Source organism: Lysinibacillus sp. AR18-8, assembly GCF_001705465.1.
Taxonomy (GTDB): domain Bacteria; phylum Bacillota; class Bacilli; order Bacillales_A; family Planococcaceae; genus Lysinibacillus; species Lysinibacillus capsici.
On record NZ_MDGU01000053.1, the window covers coordinates 36551 to 56773 of the forward strand.

At 36.3% G+C, this 20223-nt stretch carries 18 protein-coding genes; 14 read left to right on the plus strand and 4 right to left on the minus strand.

Features of this window, described 5'->3' with window-relative positions:
- Window positions 1-2 precede the first annotated feature (2 nt).
- Genes BFM98_RS22630 through BFM98_RS22650 form a run of 5 tightly spaced genes read left to right on the plus strand, consistent with a single transcriptional unit; the run spans window position 3 to window position 2951 of the window.
- On the plus strand, window positions 3-341 hold the full coding sequence (locus BFM98_RS22630) for a Na(+)/H(+) antiporter subunit C (protein ID WP_004233143.1): 339 nt from the start codon (window positions 3-5) through the stop codon (window positions 339-341).
- Window positions 334-1839, plus strand: a complete 1506-nt coding sequence (locus BFM98_RS22635) for a Na+/H+ antiporter subunit D (protein ID WP_066038458.1) — start codon at window positions 334-336, stop codon at window positions 1837-1839. The genes BFM98_RS22630 and BFM98_RS22635 overlap by 8 nt, the downstream gene beginning before the upstream one ends.
- On the plus strand, window positions 1839-2321 hold the full coding sequence (locus BFM98_RS22640) for a Na+/H+ antiporter subunit E (protein WP_048395764.1): 483 nt from the start codon (window positions 1839-1841) through the stop codon (window positions 2319-2321). Before BFM98_RS22635 ends, BFM98_RS22640 begins: the two co-directional genes overlap by 1 nt.
- Window positions 2321-2605 carry a Na(+)/H(+) antiporter subunit F1 gene (locus BFM98_RS22645; protein ID WP_004233151.1) on the plus strand — a complete coding sequence of 95 codons (285 nt, stop codon included), beginning with the start codon at window positions 2321-2323 and terminating at the stop codon, window positions 2603-2605. Before BFM98_RS22640 ends, BFM98_RS22645 begins: the two co-directional genes overlap by 1 nt.
- Window positions 2583-2951, plus strand: coding sequence for a Na+/H+ antiporter subunit G (locus BFM98_RS22650; protein WP_048395761.1), 369 nt, complete (start codon window positions 2583-2585; stop codon window positions 2949-2951). Before BFM98_RS22645 ends, BFM98_RS22650 begins: the two co-directional genes overlap by 23 nt.
- A gap of 229 nt (window positions 2952-3180) precedes the next feature.
- Here the strand turns inward: BFM98_RS22650 and BFM98_RS22655 are convergent, their stop codons facing one another.
- Together BFM98_RS22655 and BFM98_RS22660 are read right to left on the minus strand one after the other, a co-directional pair.
- Window positions 3181-3894: a DNA-binding response regulator gene (locus BFM98_RS22655; protein ID WP_066038459.1), complete on the minus strand. Its 714-nt coding sequence runs from the start codon at window positions 3892-3894 to the stop codon at window positions 3181-3183.
- Window positions 3895-3908: 14 nt separating this feature from the next.
- A complete protein-coding gene (locus BFM98_RS22660; protein WP_066038460.1) occupies window positions 3909-6917 on the minus strand; it encodes an ATP-binding protein in 3009 nt (1002 codons plus the stop codon).
- A 422-nt stretch (window positions 6918-7339) separates the two neighbouring features.
- On the opposite strand from BFM98_RS22660, the gene BFM98_RS22665 reads away from it, so the two are divergent.
- From BFM98_RS22665 to BFM98_RS22675, 3 genes are all read left to right on the plus strand, one after another.
- Window positions 7340-8134 (plus strand): transporter substrate-binding domain-containing protein, encoded by a 795-nt coding sequence (locus BFM98_RS22665; RefSeq protein WP_066038461.1) that lies wholly within the window; start codon window positions 7340-7342, stop codon window positions 8132-8134.
- Between the two features lie 133 nt (window positions 8135-8267).
- Window positions 8268-8927 (plus strand): amino acid ABC transporter permease, encoded by a 660-nt coding sequence (locus BFM98_RS22670; protein WP_036075291.1) that lies wholly within the window; start codon window positions 8268-8270, stop codon window positions 8925-8927.
- A complete protein-coding gene (locus tag BFM98_RS22675; protein ID WP_054548544.1) occupies window positions 8920-9642 on the plus strand; it encodes an amino acid ABC transporter ATP-binding protein in 723 nt (240 codons plus the stop codon). The genes BFM98_RS22670 and BFM98_RS22675 overlap by 8 nt, the downstream gene beginning before the upstream one ends.
- A 51-nt stretch (window positions 9643-9693) precedes the next feature.
- On the opposite strand, the gene BFM98_RS22680 is transcribed toward BFM98_RS22675, so the two are convergent.
- A complete protein-coding gene (locus BFM98_RS22680; protein WP_066038462.1) occupies window positions 9694-10737 on the minus strand; it encodes a saccharopine dehydrogenase family protein in 1044 nt (347 codons plus the stop codon).
- Complete coding sequence (locus BFM98_RS22685; RefSeq protein ID WP_066038463.1) at window positions 10734-11438, minus strand: class I SAM-dependent methyltransferase; 705 nt, start codon at window positions 11436-11438, stop codon at window positions 10734-10736. The genes BFM98_RS22680 and BFM98_RS22685 overlap by 4 nt, the downstream gene beginning before the upstream one ends.
- A gap of 615 nt (window positions 11439-12053) precedes the next feature.
- On the opposite strand from BFM98_RS22685, the gene BFM98_RS22690 reads away from it, so the two are divergent.
- The 6 genes from BFM98_RS22690 to BFM98_RS23575 form a co-directional block, all read left to right on the plus strand.
- The gene (locus BFM98_RS22690; RefSeq protein ID WP_066038464.1) at window positions 12054-13106 is read left to right on the plus strand and encodes a helix-turn-helix transcriptional regulator; all 1053 of its coding nucleotides are present in this window, start codon (window positions 12054-12056) and stop codon (window positions 13104-13106) included.
- Between the two features lie 282 nt (window positions 13107-13388).
- Complete coding sequence (locus tag BFM98_RS22695) at window positions 13389-14537, plus strand: hypothetical protein (protein ID WP_048390798.1); 1149 nt, start codon at window positions 13389-13391, stop codon at window positions 14535-14537.
- Between the two features lies 1 nt (window position 14538).
- The gene (locus tag BFM98_RS22700; RefSeq protein ID WP_048390796.1) at window positions 14539-14934 is read left to right on the plus strand and encodes a hypothetical protein; all 396 of its coding nucleotides are present in this window, start codon (window positions 14539-14541) and stop codon (window positions 14932-14934) included.
- Window positions 14935-14963: 29 nt separating this feature from the next.
- Window positions 14964-15470 (plus strand): GNAT family N-acetyltransferase, encoded by a 507-nt coding sequence (locus tag BFM98_RS22705; protein ID WP_048390794.1) that lies wholly within the window; start codon window positions 14964-14966, stop codon window positions 15468-15470.
- An 18-nt stretch (window positions 15471-15488) separates the two neighbouring features.
- Window positions 15489-16115, plus strand: coding sequence for a phage tail protein (locus tag BFM98_RS22710; RefSeq protein WP_054548540.1), 627 nt, complete (start codon window positions 15489-15491; stop codon window positions 16113-16115).
- Window positions 16116-16180: 65 nt separating this feature from the next.
- Window positions 16181-20223: InlB B-repeat-containing protein (locus BFM98_RS23575; RefSeq protein ID WP_175400803.1), on the plus strand; the 4043-nt coding region annotated here is incomplete at its 3' end.

The window sequence follows — 20223 nt, forward strand, 5'->3', positions numbered from 1 at the left end:
CAATGGAGTCTTTAATACTTGTTTTAGTAGGTATATTAGTAGCTGTTGCGACGTACTTAATCCTCTCGAAGCAGTTATTGCGTGTTATTTTAGGCACCGCTGTTTTATCTCATGCTGCCCACTTACTGATTTTGACTATGGGAGGTTTAAAAAAAGGGGATGTCCCGTTATTAGGAGAATCAGAGGGACCATATACAGATGCATTACCTCAAGCATTAATATTAACAGCGATTGTGATTAGCTTTGCTGTCACTGCTTTTGTTCTCGTTTTAGGGTATCGCGCGTACAAAACAAATGGTTCAGGGAATTTTGATGAATTGAGAGGTACGCCTGATGAGTAATATGATTGTTTTACCATTAATTGTACCAGTAATTACGGCTATTTTACTGGTGTTTTTAAAAGAGCATGTGACGCTACAACGTATCATCAGTTTATTGACATTGAGCTTTATTATTATCATTAGCGTCATTTTATTAGTAGAGATTCAAGAACAGGGTGTGATGCGCATTGATTTTAGTGGATGGGCACCACCATTTGGAATCTCATTTGTAGCCGATTCATTTGCGACACTATTAGTGTTAGTTGCAAATATTGTAGCTCTCATTTGTATGCTATATGCAATTTTTACAATGGAGCTAAGATATGAAAAAATGTATTTTTATCCATTTACCTTGCTGATGATAGCAGGTGTCAATGGCTCATTTTTGACGGGCGATATTTTTAACTTATTTGTGTGTTTTGAAGTAATGTTGCTCGCTTCCTATGCATTGATTAGCTTAGGTGGCGAAAAAATTCAGCTACGTGAAGCATTGAAATATGTGCTCATCAACATTGTTGCCTCTTGGATTTTCTTAGTAGCACTAGCTTTTCTGTATGGAACGGTAGGCACATTAAATATGGCACATATTTCAGTTCGTGTAATGGAGGCAGGAGCTAATCCTCTTATTACAACAGTAGCGCTTATTTTCTTAATCGTCTTTAGCTTGAAGGCTGGACTTTTATTATTCTTCTGGTTGCCAGGATCTTATAGTGTACCACCAACTGCCATTGCTGCTTTATTTGCTGCTTTATTAACAAAGGTAGGGATGTATGCACTTGTACGTTCCTTTACATTGCTGTTCCCTAACAATTCTGAAGTCACACACACAGCTCTTGGCATCATGGCTGGACTCACAATTATAGCAGGCTGTATCGGTGCACTTTCAGGTCGTGATGTTAGAACAATAGCCTCTTACAATGTACTAATTGGCGTTGGTTTTATAATAATTGGGCTAGCTGTAGGCACAGAGTCAGCCTTACAAGGTGTTATCTACTATTTAATGCACGATATGATAGCTAAGGCTATGTTGTTCTTAGCTGTTGGCATGATGATATATCTCACTGGGGAAACAGTAATTGATAAGATGAGTGGACTTATTCGTAACTACCCCTTTTTTGGATGGTTGTTCTTTATAGCAATGTGTTCACTAGCTGGTATACCCCCACTGAGTGGTTTTTTAGGAAAGGTTTTAATTGGACAAGGTGCGATAGAAGGTGGCCATTTCGTTCTATTAGGTCTAGGGTTTTTCTCTAGTTTAATTGTTTTATATTCATTGTTAAGGATATTTCTTTCTTCCTTTTTCGGCGAAACCATTATTAGCTTAGAGGATGAAAAACCTTTACCTAAACGTATATTGTTGCCATTAACATTACTAGCTGTTTGCACATTTGGGTTAGGTATTGGGGCAGAAAAACTGGCACCATTTGTCACAGATGCAGCTGAAACACTTTATACACCATCTATCTATATCGATGCAGTTTTAGATGGCGAACAATGGCAAGGTGAGGTGAATAAATAATGGCGATGCAGTTTATTTTAAATTTATTTATCGCAACACTTTGGTTACTTCTACAGGATGAAGTGACACCACAATTTTCAACATTTTTAATGGGTTTTGTTGTAGGTATGGGTATTCTATATGCGATGCATCGCTTTTATGGTACTCAATTTTACATGAGGAGAGTCTTTTCCATTATCAAGTTATTATGGCTGTTTAACTGGGAACTATTTTTATCAAGCTATAGTGTATTAAGACAAATCACTACACCTAAGCTAAATATTACACCGGGTATTTTCACATATAAAACTGTATTAGAGGGTGATTGGGAGATTACAGCTCTTGCCTTACTGTTAACGTTAACACCTGGCTCTGTCGTCATGGAGGTATCGGAAGAGGGAGATGTCTTTTATATTCATGCTATGGACATCGAACAGTCAAAGGATGCTGTTATACGATCAATTGGAAAATTCGAACAAGCAATAATGGAGGTGACACGCTAATGATTAACAATATATTACTTCTTGCACTTGCTTTCTTCAGTATTTCCATTGCGCTGTCGTTATATCGTGTTATCCGTGGTCCGTCAATGCCTGATCGAGCGATAGCTCTCGATACAATTGGTGTTAATTTATTATCGGCTATTGCGATTGTCTCTATTATATTGAAGACTAAAGCATATTTAGAAGCTATTCTTATTTTGGGCATTTTAGCGTTTATCGGAACGATTGCATTTACAAAATATATAGAAAGAGGTGTGATTGTTGAACGTAAATCAAATGATTGAATGGGCAGCAGTTATCCTTATTCTTATAGGTTCCATTGTGAGTGTTATTAGCGCATTTGGGATGATTCGCCTACCAGATGTCTATACACGATCACATGCTGCTACGAAAAGCTCTACATTATCGGTTTTAACCTGTTTGTTAGGAGCGTTTATCTATTTCTGGGTACATGACGGTTTTGTTAGTGTACGGCTCATTTTAGGTATTCTTTTCGTCTTTGTGACAGCACCCGTTGCAGGGCATTTAATTTGTCGTGCTGCCTATCGTTCTCGCGTTCCATTAGCAAAGGACTCTGGTGAAGATGAATTAAAGTCAAAATTGTTCCCAGAAGAGCATACGATAAAATAGAAGGAGGACTGTTTGCCCTAAAGCAAACAGTCTTTTTAGTGCAAAATAATGAAAATAGTAGAACTGCAAAATTGATGAATAGATTGTTCAAAGAGAGTGGTGAAATCCCTGCACAAGAGATGAGAGAGCACTGGCTTAAGGTAGTAAACATTGGACATTTCTTAACATTGAAGTGGATTCTAAATAAGTGAAAGGGAAGTTGATTGGTTTAATCAACTTCCCTTTCAAATTATTCTTGAAAAACCAATTGATACCCAGAGCCTCTTACCATAACGATTTTAGCTGTATGACCTGGAATCGTTTCAAGTTTTTTTCTTAAATTGCTGATATGAACTCGTAAGGCTTGTGTTTGTCCAAAGCTATCCTCATCCCAAATAAGTCGGTACAGCTCAGCAGCGGGAAAAGCTTGATTGCAATGCTGTGCTAAAAAGAATAAAATTTGGAATTCCTTTGTTGATAAAGTTAATACAGTATCACCAATTGAAACTTTTCCTGAGTGTATATGGAAGTGTAATGTATGAATAATTTTGATTCCTTCATTTACAGAAGTATGTTCAATTGGTTGCTTCAACTTTTTATGTTGCTTTCGTTCAAGTAGCCGCTCAATTGTTTTTAAAAGTCGGTTGTGGTCAATGGGCTTTAAAATATAATCTATAGCCTGTACATTAAAGGCCTCTAAAGCATAATTTTCGTAAGCTGTAACAAAGACAATATCTATATAGCTTGAGACATCTTCTATTTTAGAAGCAAATTCAAGTCCAGTCATTTCAGTCATTTCAATGTCTAAAAACAATATATCAGGTTTTAACATATCAATATTTACTAAACCATCTTTTGGATTCTGGAAGGTTCCAATAATCTCAATAGAGCCACTTGCCTTTAGCATGGATTCTAATAAACGAATGGCTAAAATTTCATCATCTATAATAACTGCTTTTAACAAGCTGCTCACATCCTCTATAAAGTAATTATTGGAAATCTTATTTCAACAGTCGTTCCTTTGTTTTCATGGCTATCAAAATGGATAGTAGCGTTGTCGAATTTTTTTAATCTTTTGGAAATATTTAAAATACCAATGCCTTGACTAGCTGTTTTTTCACCATTTTGAATTTGCCTTAAAAGCTCTGAAGATATCCCAATGCCGTTGTCAATCAGTTGGAAAATCACCATATGCTCTTCCTGCCTTATAACTAATAGTAGCTCGCTAACCTCTTTTCTGACTTTCAAACCATGAAGAAGGGCATTCTCTACTAAAGGCTGAAGCAGTAAAGGAGGAATAAGACATTGGATAGGCTCATCCATGCAAATATTAAATTCTAATTGCTCAGGATATCTAGTACGATGAATATTTACATATGCCTCAATAAGACTAAGCTCCTTTTCCAAAGGGACAAGACTGTTGGCATTTTCAAAGGCAAAACTGTTACGTAAAAATGTAGCAAAATCTGTAATCATTGCCCGTGATTTATCTAAGTCTAAATAGCTTAGGGACAGAATGGAATTTAAGACATTATAAATAAAATGCGGTTTTATTTGTGCTTGTAAAAACGCAGTTTCCATTTTCACAGCCGTTTCTGCAGACTCCTTCAATAAAAGAAGATTGCGAACCCTTGTCATTAGCTCGGTAGCATCTAAAGGTTTATGTAAAAAATCATTTGCTCCAGATTGAAAGGCTGCAATCATATCCTCTGGGCGAACCGCCGCAGTCAACATTAGAATAGGTAGCTCTGTAGACGTGTAATGTTGCCTAACCTGTTGACAAATCTCATAGCCAGAAATAGTGGGCATCATTATATCTAAAATTAATAAATCAATACTAGGTTGTTGTGTAAGGTACTCAAAAACATGGTGTCCATTATCAATTGCTATAATGGAATAGTTTTCTTGTGTCAATATATCTATTAGTACCTTTAAATTAACAGCATCGTCATCTACAATAAGAATTTTTTTCTTTCCTATTTTCTCAACAATATGTGGGAATGTTAGGAAAGGATGCTGGTATGTTTGGATTGGCATTGATGGTAATTCCTCATTTGTCGGCTGACCTTTTCGTAATTTGAATGAAAAGGTAGCGCCTTGTCCGACAATAGAATCAACAAATATTTTCCCACCCTGCCGTTCGACAAGCTCCTTTGTAATATGTAAACCTAATCCACTGCCACCAATTGAATAATTGAATTGTTGGAACGGGTTAAAAATGGTTTTTAAATTTTCTGGTGCTATCCCACACCCAGTATCCTTAACTTCAATCACAAGGAATGACTGTTTCTCATAACAAGTTATATCAATTTTTCCTTCATTTGTATACTTCACTGCGTTATGAATTAAATTATATAAAATTTGGCGAAGACGGTTTTCATCAGCTTGGACAAAGGTTCCCCGTTCTATATGATTATAAATTTTGACATTCTTGCTAATCGTGTAGGAAAGCACTTCTACAGTCATATGTGTAATGGCATATAAATCAACAGATGCCATCCGCAATGTTAATTCATTCTCCTTCAGCTTTGAAAAATCAAGTAAATCATTGACTAAATAGGATAGACGTTCTGCAATATTGAAAATAAGTGATACTTTTTCTTTTTGTTCGTCCGCTGAGACAGGTAAACTATTATCCTTCAGCATAGATTGTGAAATGCCTATAATGCCATGTAAGGGCGTTTGGAATTCATGAGATGTTTTAGCGAGAAACTCATCCTTTAATTTATCTACACGTATCAGTGCCTCCGTTAGCTTGCCTTTTTCTAAATAAGAATCTGCAAAACGATGAGAAATATATAGGGAAAGCATTGTCAGGCAAATAAATGGCAACAATGGTGGTAGAGCACTCAGTTCAAGATTAATATTTGTATTTAAAGTAGCAACGATAAAATAAAGCAAAATGGCTAAAGAGCTTAATGTTAAATACATTACTCCAGTAGCACGTTTGTAAATTGCTATAATTTGTACATAGAAGATATAAACAATATTTGCGAATACATACAATGAGTTGATATTCTGAAATAGTGAATTAATGGATGTTGGAAGTAATGCAACCAGCATTAGAAGGGTACCTATTGCGCAAAACACTTTCACAACTAAACGATTCATATGTTTTATTAGAGCACGGTAAAAATACAACAATATAAAAAGGCCTACAGCTATACTAGAGATCATTTGCATTTTCTGAAATGGAGCATAGGAAATATTTATAAAGTCTAGTAATAACTTTTCGCCATGAGTAAGGGTGTAAACCCCACTTGCGAAACAAAATATAGAGAAGTAAAGCTGTTCTATACCAAATTTTGAATAAAGATATGAGCCAAAAAAGTAGATAAACATTGTTAAAAAACCTGCTAAGGTAATTAAATCGTAGAATATGGCACCCTCTCGAAGCTTTGCAATACTAGATTGATCCCCCAAAAAAATGGAGCTAATAATTCCTCCTCCTGGTGCATAATCAAAATTGGCTACATGAACAATCAATTCAAGTTCTTTTTTATCAGGCGAAAAATAAGCGGTATATGGGGTATTGTGGGGTATATAGCTGCTATCCTCAGCTGGTTCTCCACTATGTCCAACTCGCTTTCCGTTAATATACAATGCGTTCGACATTCGAATGTTACTCGTTTTAATTCCTAAAATATCTTCGGTATCATCGATTAAAACCTTGAGACGATAAGTCCCACTTTCAAATACAGGTATTTGTTGCCCATCAATTGTATATTTTGTCCAAGCTGAAGGGACATTAACAAGATAGCTTTGATAGGAATCAAAGGCTTCACCGTCCACTAAATGATTCGGGATAAATTCCCACTCCCCATCTAATTTGATAGGCGTATTATCGTGAAATGAATGATGACGTAAATCCATCACACCTTCAATCGCTTGCGGCCCATGCGACTTAGGTTGAGTTAAGAAAAAGGTAATGCCTGCTATCAGCACTGAGCCAATAATAATTGCGAACAATAACGATAATTTTTTCATCGTAAAAATCCCTTTCAAATGATTTATTTGGATTATACAAGATAACTTACGGCATTAATACAAAATTCCTACTAGCGATGAAATCTAAATATTGCGAGCTTAAAAGATGGCGATAATCTCTATCTCTGAACTGTTGAAATTAAGTTGTTTTTATGATGGAGGAATAAATAATGCTAAAACGGAAAATAGTAAAGTTACTTTGTAAAATGAATGAAAACAAAAATAAATTGACTTATCAGAAAATTATGCATATAATATTTAGCTAAAATTTTTTTAGTTTATCTTGATTATTATTTCAAAAGAGTATATCTTAATTAGCAGATAGATTTTTTATTCTTCAACATGAATAAATATCCAATCAACTATATTCGAGAAATGTATTCTCATACACAATAAATTATAAATAAAAGGAGTTACAATTTATGAAGAACAAGTTATTCATCATGATGCTGGTACTAGTAATGGGTGTACTTGCAGCATGTGGCACTAAAGACAATAATGCAAGCGATACAGGATCTACTACGGATACAGAGGGTAAGCAAGTATTAAAAGTTGGTACATCAGCCGACTATGCGCCATTTGAATATGTGGATGCAGCAAAAGGCGAAGAAATTATTGGATTTGATATTGATCTAATCAAATTAGTTGGAGAAAAAATAGGCGTTGATATGCAAGTGCAAGATATGGACTTTAACAGTTTAGTGCCAGCACTTCAAGCAGGGAAAATTGATGTCGTTATTTCTGGTATGACACCGAATCCAGAGCGTGAAAAAGTGGTAGATTTCTCAGATAAATATAATGAAACAGAGCAAGTAATCCTTGTTAAAAAGGATAGCGGTATTAAAAAAGAAGCTGACTTAGCTGGTAAAAAAATAGGTGTACAAACTGCATCTATTCAGGAAAACTTAGGTAATGAAATTGCGAAAAAGGTTGATGTAACAGTAGAAGGACGTACGCGAATCCCTGAGATTGTGCAAGATATGATGTCTAAACGTTTAGACGCAGGTATTTTAGAGGGTGGCGTTGCGAAAGGCTATTTAAAAACGAATGATCAATTAGAGGCTTTCCCAGTGGAAGAACAGCCTGAAGATTTCAAAGCAATCGCTGTTCCAAAAGGAAGCGATTTAAAAGATAAAATTAATAAAGCTTTAAAAGAGCTAGCTGAAGAAGGCAAAATCAAAGAGTTAGAAGAAAAATGGTTAGAAAAAGTTGAATAATAATTGCGTGCGATAGCTCTACTTTTGGGCTATCGCTTGTGCTTTTCATTATTATCCTTTAAGCCTCTTCTAAATTTGTGTTTGGTACAAAAAACAAAGCTACATCATGATGAAAAAGAAAGGAGGGAGCGCTGTGAATTTAGATTTTACAGCTATCGTTCCCTCTATTCCTTATATTTTAAAAGGGATAGGTGTTACACTTCAAATTGCAATCGGTGCATCCATCATTGGTTTTATCGTAGGTATACTTTTAGCATTATGTAAAATTGGTAAAGTGAATTTTTTACGTTGGTTTGCTGATTTCTATACGTCGATTTTCCGCGGTACACCTCTTGTATTACAATTACTAATTATTTATTATGCAGTACCGCAATTACTAGATATCCAAATTGAGCCTATTCCAACAGCTATTATTGCTTTTGGTTTAAACTCAGGTGCATATATTTCAGAGATTATCCGTGCTGGTATCAATGCAGTTGATAAAGGACAAATGGAAGCTGCACAAGCATTGGGGATTCCATATGCAAAAATGATGAAGGATATTATTATTCCGCAAGCAGTAAAAAATATTTTACCATCCTTAGTAAATGAATTTATTACATTAAATAAAGAAACAGCAGTTGTGACAGTAATCAGTGCATTAGATATTATGCGTCGTGCCTACATTGTAGGAGGTTCGACATACCGTTATCTTGAGCCATTACTTTTTGCAGGGGTAATCTATTACATCATGACGCTTGTTTTAACGTTCCTTGGTAAACGAATCGAGAAAGGAATGAGAAAAAGTGATTAAAATTGAAGATTTACACAAATCTTATGGGCAGAATGAAGTATTAAAGGGTATATCAACTGAAGTTAAAGAAAAAGAAGTAATTGCTATTATTGGACCTTCAGGATCAGGTAAATCGACATTTCTTCGTTGCTTAAATTTATTAGAAACTCCGACAAGTGGGAAGGTAACGATTGCAGGGGATGTCCTGACAGATAAAGGGACAAATATAATGAAAATACGTGAAGAAGTAGGTATGGTATTTCAGCATTTTCATCTTTTCCCTCATAAAACTGTGCTTGAAAATTTAACATATGCGCCAATCAATGTGAAGGGTTTGGATAAGGCTACAGCTATCAACAAAGCAGAAGAGTTACTAAAGAAAGTAGGTCTGTTTGAGAAGCGTCTAGAATATCCAAATCGTTTATCGGGAGGACAAAAGCAACGTGTTGCTATTGCGCGAGCACTTGCCATGGACCCTAAAGTTATATTATTTGATGAGCCTACATCGGCACTTGACCCTGAAATGGTTAAAGAGGTATTGGCTGTTATGAAAAACCTCGCAGATTCTGGGATGACCATGTTGATTGTGACACATGAGATGGGCTTTGCTCGTGAGGTTGCTGATCGTATTCTTTTCCTTGATGGCGGCAAGCTCATTGAGGATGCTCCTCCAGAACAGTTTTTTTCAGCGCCATCAACACAGCGTGCAAAGGATTTTTTAGAGAAGGTTTTATAATAAAACAACAGGCATTTAGCTTCTCCGTTAGATGAGAGCTAAATGCCATTTTTATTGAAGGGACATATCAAATTGAGTCTGAAAGGTGTCTAATGTAAATAATTCCTCAATATGATAGGCTCCTGCTGGATGTTTATTGTTAAGAAACTCGTTAGCTATAAATGCTGCAACTTTCGCTGTTACAAGTGATTCATCGCGATCAAGAAAGTCTAATGTGAAGCTTGCTTCTTTGTGATGTTTTTTCCCAATGGCTTCTATTTGTATGCCACACACATCAGAACCAATTTTAATTTTTTGAATAAGTGAAGCGAGCATGATTTGTAGACGATTAAATTTTAATAAGCATGCAATTCTACTCTTTTGTAAAAAGGATACAAATTTATTGAGTGGCTCAACATCAAAGCCTAATCTTGTGACGATAGGAATAGAAGGGAAATGCTTTGTTAATGTATGCTGGTCAGAGAAATTAAATTGATACACACTTCGTTTCCCAATCTTTTTAAATTTAACGGTTCTCTTATTAGTAAAATTAGCAACCTTCTGATTCTTGTAGCTACTAAACGGTTTATTTAATTGATGCAATATCCAAAGAATTGCCGCGGTGCCATGTGTATCACCTGCCCCAAGTAAGATGGAAATATGCATCTTCTCGAGGCTGGATAATTGCCTTGCAGCATGCATGACCATTAAGTTGGTCAAACCTGGAGCCATACCAACACTAAAAATGGCTGTAGAATGTTTCTGTACAGCTAGTAAGTGGAGTGCCTCTAACTTTTTAAGGAAGGTATAACTTGCAGTAATATCGATATAGATAATCCCTTTATTTAAGCAAAGCTGTGCAAATGTAGTATCTTTTTGCTCTAGACACATAATGACCAATGATACATTTTCTAATTGCTCTGGGTGCACTTTTGCCAACACATCCAATTGAAGAGGTCTTACTAAGTTTTTGTGCTGGACACAGAAATCCTTAGCCTTTTCTATATTTCTTCCTGCAATCCATATTCTGTTGGGATAGCTTTGCAACAATAATTTTGCAATTTTCCCTCCCACTTCACCATAGCCTCCAATGATTAAGATATTCCCATTTTTCATATAGCAGTTCCTCCCTTAATAGCAACTAAAGCGTCAATCATATGTGTTTTAAAATAGGGAAGGATTGTTGTAAAGCCAGCCTCTTTCAGTAAATTAATAAGCAATTCAAGAGTAATCGGATGGGTTGTTACGCTAAAGGATTGCTCAAAGCGTTGCCAATGATCCTCACTTATTCCGTTATGAAGCATGGAGCTTCGCCAATAACAAAGCTCATGTTTGAACGTTTGTGAAGTTAAATCAGCATTTATCGATGAAATAAATAACACTCCATTTTCTTTTAAGCTATCCGCAATCTTTTGAAGCATTGTTCTCTTTTGATCAAGGCTTTCTATGAAATGCAAAACCAAATGACAACTAACTACATCGAAGACCTCATTTACTCTTAAGGATAGTAGATCCTTCTCAACCCACATAATAGTAGGTCGATGTGGTAGCGATTCAATTTGTTTAGCAGCCAGCTCCAGCATTTCCTTTGAGGAATCGACTGCTGTGAAATGGGCAGAAGGAAATGATTTGCCTAAAGTGAGTAATTCCTGTCCACCTCCAGCACCTACCACTAAAAATTTATTTGCAGGAGTGAAATTCTGAAGTATATTGACCATCATGTCATAAATAAGATCATAGCCTATGATTTTTTGTCGAATGGACTGTTGATAATTGTTGACAGAAAGACTGTCCCAGCTATGTATAGATCTATTCATTAAAATACCTCCAAAGCAATTTATTTTTATCCGTTAAAATTTCGAGAGCAATTTCTTCATCTTTAAGCAATCATTCTGATGAAAGGCTGATGATTGTTTAGTGAAGTCACCTAGTATCTGTGTAGGACTATTCCCTAAAAATATCTGGTGGACCACCTTAACTAGGTAGGAAAATAGTTTGATGTGCTAGACCTCCTATAAGTTGTAATGGCACTCTTTTTGCATATAGATTAGCTCCCATATTAAGAGGAAGTACCATAAATTGTGCTTGGTTTTTTTGTATGTGAGCTAAAAGGGTATCTACTGTTTCCCAGGTAATAAGTTCAATATCCTCTTTTGTTCTGCCAACAGGATGCTTGGAAAAATAGCAGGCGAGTTAGGGGCACTAATAGTAGCTTTAATCTGAATTCTCACCACCCACAATTGCTTGAGACGATTTCTCTGAGCAGCCACTAATAACGGAAGTAGCTAGCAAGAAAATAAAAAGTAAAAATTTTCTTCAAAATAGTATTCCTACTAGTTGAACTTCTGTACAATTCAATTAAGAATTATTCTCAATTATAAACTTTCGGAAAAAAAGAACTATCCCATATTTCTGGGGGGAGGTAGGTGTTTATGAAGGAAGCACAATATTGGCAACGAAAATCTGACCAATGCTTAAAGCACAGCAAAAATTCGTTTGAATATCGTCAATTGATGATCGAAGCTCTACGAACACATATAAATTTTGATGCGTATTGCTGTACATTAACGGATGTACATACTCTTTTTTCGGTAGGAGCAGTTACTGAACAATCAATAGAGGCGATTCATCAGGAGATTATGGAATTGGAATATACGACAGAAGATGTAAATAAATATGGATTCTTAGTTCAAAGTGGGCAAAACATAGGCAGGTTAAGCGATTCCTCTAGTCGGAGCTTTCGCTATAGAGAAGTTTTAATGCCCAATGGTTTTAGTGATGAAGTAAGAGCTGCATTAATTTATCAAGGACAATGCTATGGTTTTTTAACACTATTCAAAAGAGCTGAAAATGAACAGCCTTTATTTAAAGATCAAGATGTGGTGCTTATAAAAAGACTGATGCCAATTATGGGTGAATCATTAAAGAAGTTCTATCATTATATTATTGAGGAGAGGATTCCAGCTGTAGAAGGAGAACAAGGCATTGTTATTTTTGATAAAGGGTTAAAAATTCTTTCAAGTAATACCAAAGCTTGTGAATTGCTAGCCATTTTAAGAAAGTATGAAAGTTTAGCAGAAACTCAAGTTCCTAAGCCTATTCAAGCTATCTGTGCAAAATTACTTGCTGACAAGTACAATTCAAATACTTCTTTAATAGTACCTATCAAAGATACAGGCTATATTGCTATTCGGGCATCACTTTTGCTGACAAGCCAACAAGAACAGCAAATTGCTTTATTAATAAATGAAGCATCCTCAAGAGAAATGCTCAATTTCTTAATAACAGCGTATAATCTTACCCCTAGAGAAAAGGAAGTAGTATTTGAAGTTATTAAAGGGATTCCTACAAAAGAGATTGCTTATAATCTTGATATTTCAATCTACACGGTACAAGATCATTTAAAGGTAATTTTTCAAAAAGTAAATGTCTCAAATCGAAATGAGCTAGTATGGAAGATCTTCTCCCGCTTCCAATTAGATTAAAGGTGGACTACCAAAAGAAACTGCTATCTTTCTAGCAGTTTCTTTTGTTTATTAGCATTTTAATCAGTAGATTTGTATTAGAAGTTAAAAGGTTAAGAAAAATTAACCTAAAAAAGGGAATGAACTCATAGCGGAATCTATGGACCTATAATATAATGAAAAAAAGTTATAAAGAACCAAAAAAATGTAACCTTTAGATTTTTTATTAGGTAATAAGAATTATTTGTTTTACATAAATTAATTTCTGAATATTAAAATATTTTAATTGGAGGTATCACACTTATGGCATGGACATTTAGTTTTAACGTTACAAATGACACAGATCGAGATTTAGAATTGGTGGAATCACAATTGCACTGGGGATACTGGAATACAAATGGTGAAGAGGATAAAGGACCCCAATCAATTAAAGCAGGTCAAACAATACAGGCCGTTGGGGTCAAATCTGCCTTTGGTCCGAATGGTTACGAATTTTCTTGTTCATGGAAGGATAATAACAAGAATCATGAAGGAAATATGCAGGAACCATATGGTGTTGTAAGCCTTTATGTTAATGTGCCATATAACAATCCCAATGAAGCAACTTGCAGAGCGAATGGGTATTTTGAAGTGAATGAATGGAAGGGTATTACTCATGATGGACATAACTTTGTTCGAGATATACGGATTTCGAATAAGATGGACAGGATTAGAAAAAAGGAAGTACCTAATAGTTTATATACAGATTGGTCCAAAATAGACACATTAAAGGTTGTTGAGAATGTAGAAACTATTGATCTAAATCAGTATATTCCTAGTGGAGTTAACTTTGAAAAGAAAGCAATATTTAAAACGTCTATATTTAAAATTTCGAAAAAACTTTGGGATGGGGTTAATGATGTAGATTTTGATAGCCTTTATTTGAAAAAGCGTGAAGTGAATGATTATTTTTCTGTTGAGGTTACTTGCATAAGAGCAGATGCTTCAAAAGTTGAAACTGTCACTAGAAGAGGAAAAATAAAAGTAAAAGATGAACAGTTTATATCGACTACAAGTAAAAAAGTAGTAGAAAAGGTTAGCACGATTGAAACCGCACTGAAATTTTCGGAAAAAGCTTCAGTTTCTGAAGAAAAGATAGTGAAGGCGAGTGTTGAGCAAGAATTACAGACGGAATTAAGAGCGAAGTTTAATATATTAAATTCTGTGACCAAAGAACAACAACAAACAGAAAGAAAGTCAATTGATAGAGAATTTGAAGCACCAAACGATAAAGATATGGATGTTGTACCTTGGATTTTTAGTAAAATGATTCTTTTATATCGAACTGATAAAGATAATGTGACAACATTAATCGGAGCATCCGAATGGGATTACGCAATTTTGAACCGTACACATGAATTCGATGTTATGGATAATGCAAAGATAAAAGTAACAACAGGAGGGGAGAATTAAAATGGCAACTTGGACTTTTTCATTAATGATAACAAATGCAACAGATCGTGAATTAGAAGTTTTTCATAAGGAGAGAACTTGGGGTATTTGGAATACAGAGGATATTGAAGGCAAAGAGCCTATGAATGTTCCGCCTAATACAACTATTCAGGCTTTAGGAATTAAGGCTTCAACAGGGCCTAATGGCTATGAATGTTCTTGCTCTTGGCGAGATAAGGTACCGCCAGGTGAAAAATCCTATGGTACTATCTCGTTATCATTAGACGTACCGCAAAAAAGTCAAAATAGAGCTGAATGCTTGGCTGATCATCAATTTCATATAGATAGCTGGGAAAAACTACCGGAAAAAGGGCATAACTTTGTGCGTTCCATCATTGTTACAAACAAGAACTCCTAAGCGCAATTAATATTTGTATGGTGATAAATATGAAACGAATTACATGTGATTTTTCTGACGATTTGATAAATTTTGATGAAATAAGCTTACGTCTCGCTACAAAGGAAGACCAAGCGGTATTATATCGAATATTTGAAGAATCACGAATGGAGTTATCTTTTATAGAGGATGAAAATGTAAGGAAAAGTATTGTACAACAACAATATGAATTAGATAATGTGCAGACTAAGAAGATGTTCCCAAGGGCAGAAAAGATAATTGTTCAATATAAAGGGAAGCCAATCGGGAGATATACCATTGATAAAACAAATATAAACTATCGATTAATTTGGATAGGATTCCTTCATACGTGGAGAAGCAAAGGTATTGGGAAGTATATTATACAATCTATGATGAAGGAAGCAACCCATTATTTGAAGGGCATGGAACTTGAAGTGGCTAAATTTAATATAGCTGCCTATCAGTTATATAAAAAGCTAGGGTTTAAGATTGTAATGGATAAAGAAGCAACATTTGAGATGTACTGGAGAAAATAAACTTAAGGAGAGATATTTATGGAAGCATTTATAGGAGTAATTTTACCTTGGGCAGGAACATACGCTCCAATTGGATGGTTGTTTTGTAATGGACAACAATTACAAATTAATCAATACCAAGCTTTGTATGCAGTGATTGGATTCCAATACGGAGGGGATGGAAAAACGGTTTTTAATTTGCCAAATCTTAATGGCCGCGTTCCAGTAGGTGCCGATATGGGGGGACAAAGAGATGCAGGAATATCATCTTATTCGAATGGTAGTAAGGGTGGTACAGAGCAGACGACTTTAAGTATAAATAATTTACCAAGACACAATCATCTTTTTAGTAGCGCAGGTGGTATCCTTAAAAACGCTAATGCTACTGTTGCTATTCCCGTTGTAAATAATGATGGTACGACTAATATTCCAGATGATAACAGTACCCTCGGAAAAGGCATTTCTAATGGCAGGGACGCTAATATTTATAGTAAGAATACTTCAAACGGCACTCTAAAGTCCTTTGATGCTCCAGTAACTGGTGATGTATCAATTAGTGGGATAATAGGAGAGACAGGTAGTGGTACTTCATTTGATAATCGCCAACCTTATTTAGCAGTGAACTATATTATTTGTATCGAAGGACTATATCCACCGAGACCTTAGTAATTGAGGGGCGTGTTATGATGAAAATATTTTCTAGGTTAAAGATAGGCATTCTGTGTATTTGTATGATAGTACTAAATCTTTCTTCGATGACAATTGTGGAGGTTCCAAGAGTTTCAGCGACTACCTTTCCATCAAGCGAGGATTTTGAATCTAGTGACGGCGTGGGTACAAATCCCCGTATTATAGGGGATTGGGAATTTGCATTATTAAAAATTGATGGTACTTTGGATGATTCAAATAATAGTAACAATGATATTGACGATTTTTATCCAACTGATAAAAGTTTAGGGATGTCGGGTTACCCTGGTATTGTTACTACAGCTTCTATTAAGTCCATTAAAGGAAATTTCAAGCTAAACTCATTACGATTAGAAAGTGCGGTTAATGAAATTGTAGAACTCAAAATAGAAGGATATAGAGATAATACATTTGTTACCGGAGCTGTAGTTATAAATCAGTACATGCCTTTTGAAAAAATTGATGTCCCATTAACGGGGGAACCATGGCAAAACATCGATGAAATTAGAATTAGTAGAACAGATGGAGTTGCAGATATATTTGTGAGGATTTATCATTTGGATGTAAGTGCATCAGTTACGAGTACAGAAGATTTAATACCTCCAGAAATAAGCAATCCATCTATTAATGTTATGAATATTAGTAATAATAGCGTGACATTAAACTGGCTAAAAGCAACAGATAATATTACTTCTACAGAAGATTTAGAATATCAAATCTATCAATCTACAAGTAACAATATTGATACAGTTAGTCATATAGAGACAAATGGCATTGCTTTAGGAAACTATTCAAAGGATATCGCAACATTTGATATACCTGATTTATTACAAAATACAACCTACTATTTTAACATCATAGTGAAGGATGCAGCAGGAAATAAAACAGCCTATACTATGGTGAATGTAACTACACTTAAAGCGTATTCTGTAAGTTTTAGTGTGGACGGAGGAAGTACAGTCCCAGCACAAACAATAGCTCATGGAGAAAAAGCAACGGAGCCACCTTCACCAACGAAAGCAGGACATACATTTGTCGGCTGGTACACAAGCAGTATGGGAAATACACCATTTAATTTTGATACTGCGATTACAGGAGCCACAACGATTTATGCAAAATGGAATCCTGTGACGCATACAGTGAGCTTTGATGTAGATGGAGGAAGTACAATCCCAGCACAAACAATAGCTCATGGAGAAAAAGCAACGGAGCCACCTTCACCAACGAAAGTAGGACATACATTTGTCGGTTGGTACACAAGCAGTACGGGAAATACACCATTTAATTTTGATACGGCGATTACAGGAGACACAATCGTTTATGCAAAATGGAATCCCTTGACGTATACAGTGAGCTTTGATGTAGACGGAGGAAATACAATCCCAGCACAAACAATAGCTCATGGAGAAAAAACAACGGAGCCACCTTCACCAACGAAAGCAGGACATACATTTGTCGGCTGGTACACAAGCAGTATGGGAAATACACCATTTAATTTTGATACTACGATTACAGGAGACATAACGATTTATGCGAAATGGAGTCCTGTGACGCATACAGTGAGCTTTGATGTAGATGGAGGAAGTACAATCTCAGCACAAACAATAGCTCATGGAGAAAAAGCAACGGAGCCACCTTCACCAACGAAAGCAGGACATACATTTATTGGCTGGTACACAAGCAGTAGTGGGAATACAGCATTTAATTTTGATACTGCAATTACAGGAGACACAATGATTTATGCGAAATGGAATCCCGTGACACATACAGTGAGCTTTGATGTAGATGGGGGAAGTACAGTCCCAGCACAAACAATAGCTCATGGAGAAAAAGCGACGGAGCCACCTCCACCAACGAAAGTGGGACATACATTTGTTGGCTGGTATACAAGCAGTACGGGAAATACACCATTTAATTTTGATACTGTGATTACAGGGGACACAACGATTTATGCAAAATGGAATCCCGTGACACATACAGTGAGCTTTGATGTAGATGGGGGAAGTACAGTCCCAGCACAAACAATAGCTCATGGAGAAAAAGCGACGGAGCCACCTCCACCAACGAAAGCAGGACATACATTTGTTGGCTGGTATACAAGCAGTACGGGAAATACACCATTTAATTTTGATACTGTGATTACAGGGGACACAACGATTTATGCAAAATGGAATCCCGTGACACATACAGTGAGCTTTGATGTAGACGGAGGAAGTATAGTCCCAGCACAAACAATAGCTCATGGAGAAAAAGCAACGGAGCCACCTTCACCAACGAAAGCAGGACATACATTTGTCGGCTGGTACACAAGCAGTAGTGGGAATACAGCATTTAATTTTGATACTGCAATTACAGGAGACACAATGATTTATGCGAAATGGAATCCCGTGACACATACAGTGAGCTTTGATGTAGATGGGGGAAGTACAGTCCCAGCACAAACAATAGCTCATGGAGAAAAAGCGACGGAGCCACCTCCACCAACGAAAGTGGGACATACATTTATTGGCTGGTATACAAGCAGTACGGGAAATACACCGTTTAATTTTGATACTGTGATTACAGGGGACACAACGATTTATGCAAAATGGAATCCCGTGACACATACAGTGAGCTTTGATGTAGACGGAGGAAGTACAATCCCAGCACAAACAATAGCTCATGGAGAAAAAGCAACGGAGCCACCTCCACCAACGAAAGCAGGACATACATTTGTCGGCTGGTACACAAGCAGTATGGGAAATACAGCATTTAATTTTGATACTACGATTACAGGAGACACAATGATTTATGCGAAATGGAATCCTGTGACTGTGACACATACGGTAAGCTTTGATGTGGCTGGCGGTAGTGCTGTCTCCAATCAGATGGTGGTACATGAAGGAAAAGCAGGTCAGCCAACACCAGCGCCAACGAAAGCTGGCTATACATTTGGGGGCTGGTATACAAGTAATGCCTACACAACACCATATAATTTTAATACTCTTATTACAGCAAACACAGTGATCTATGCAAAATGGATTAGTAATAATACAGGTGGCGGTAATACTGATCCTTCACCAAATCCTGATTCAGGTTCATCAACACCTTCAACCAATGTAGAGGAAATTGTAGTAGATGTAGAATCTGGCAATGGTGATGTAGTTTCAAAAACAACGATAAAACGAGCAAAAAATGTAGATAACACGATGAATGATGATGTCACATTAACAGCAGCAAGCGCAACAGAGACAATTAGGAAATTAAAGGAACAAGGGAATGATAAAGCAAGGATTATCATCCCAGACGAGAAGGATCAAGTAAATCAAGTCAAAGTGTCCATTCCGAAAAATGTGCTGTCAATTTTGCAAATTGGAGCAGTCCATCTCGAAATTGTTACCGATAAGGTTAGAATTGAAGTGCCAAAAACTTCATTGGAAATGTTTAATGAGAATCTATACTTCCGACTCGTTCCTATAAAAGGGCATGATAAACAGCTAGAGATTGTAGAACAAGCCAAAAGGGAAACCGTTGTGCAGCAATTGGTAGAAGGTGCGGTTGTAGAGTTACTTGGTCGTCCAATGACCATTGAAACCAATATGCAAAGCCGTCCTGTTAAATTAACATTGCCGTTGCCTACAGATTTAACAGATGAACAACTTGCCAATTTGGCGATCTTTATCGAGCATAGTGATGGCACAAAAGAAGTTGTACGTGGGAAGATTGTAGAATATCAAAAGGGAATAACAGGTTTACAGTTTGAGGTGAATAAATTCTCCACCTTCTCCATTCTCTACTTACCAGAGAAGGAAGAAGTGAAGGAGCCAATTACTGAGGGTGTTACCCATCTACCTTACATTCAAGGCTATCCAGATGATACCTTCCGTCCAAATGCTCCTGTTACAAGGGCACAGATGGCAAGTATGTTTGCTCGTCAATTAACAGGTAACGCCATACCGCAAGCAAAGGCAACCTATACAGATACATTCCAACATGATGCTAAAGATGCAATCGAATTTGCGAAGGAAAAGGGTCTGTTTAAAGGGGTTACAGCAACGAACTTTAATCCAAACGGCTTGATTACGCGTGCACAGATGGCTACAGTGGC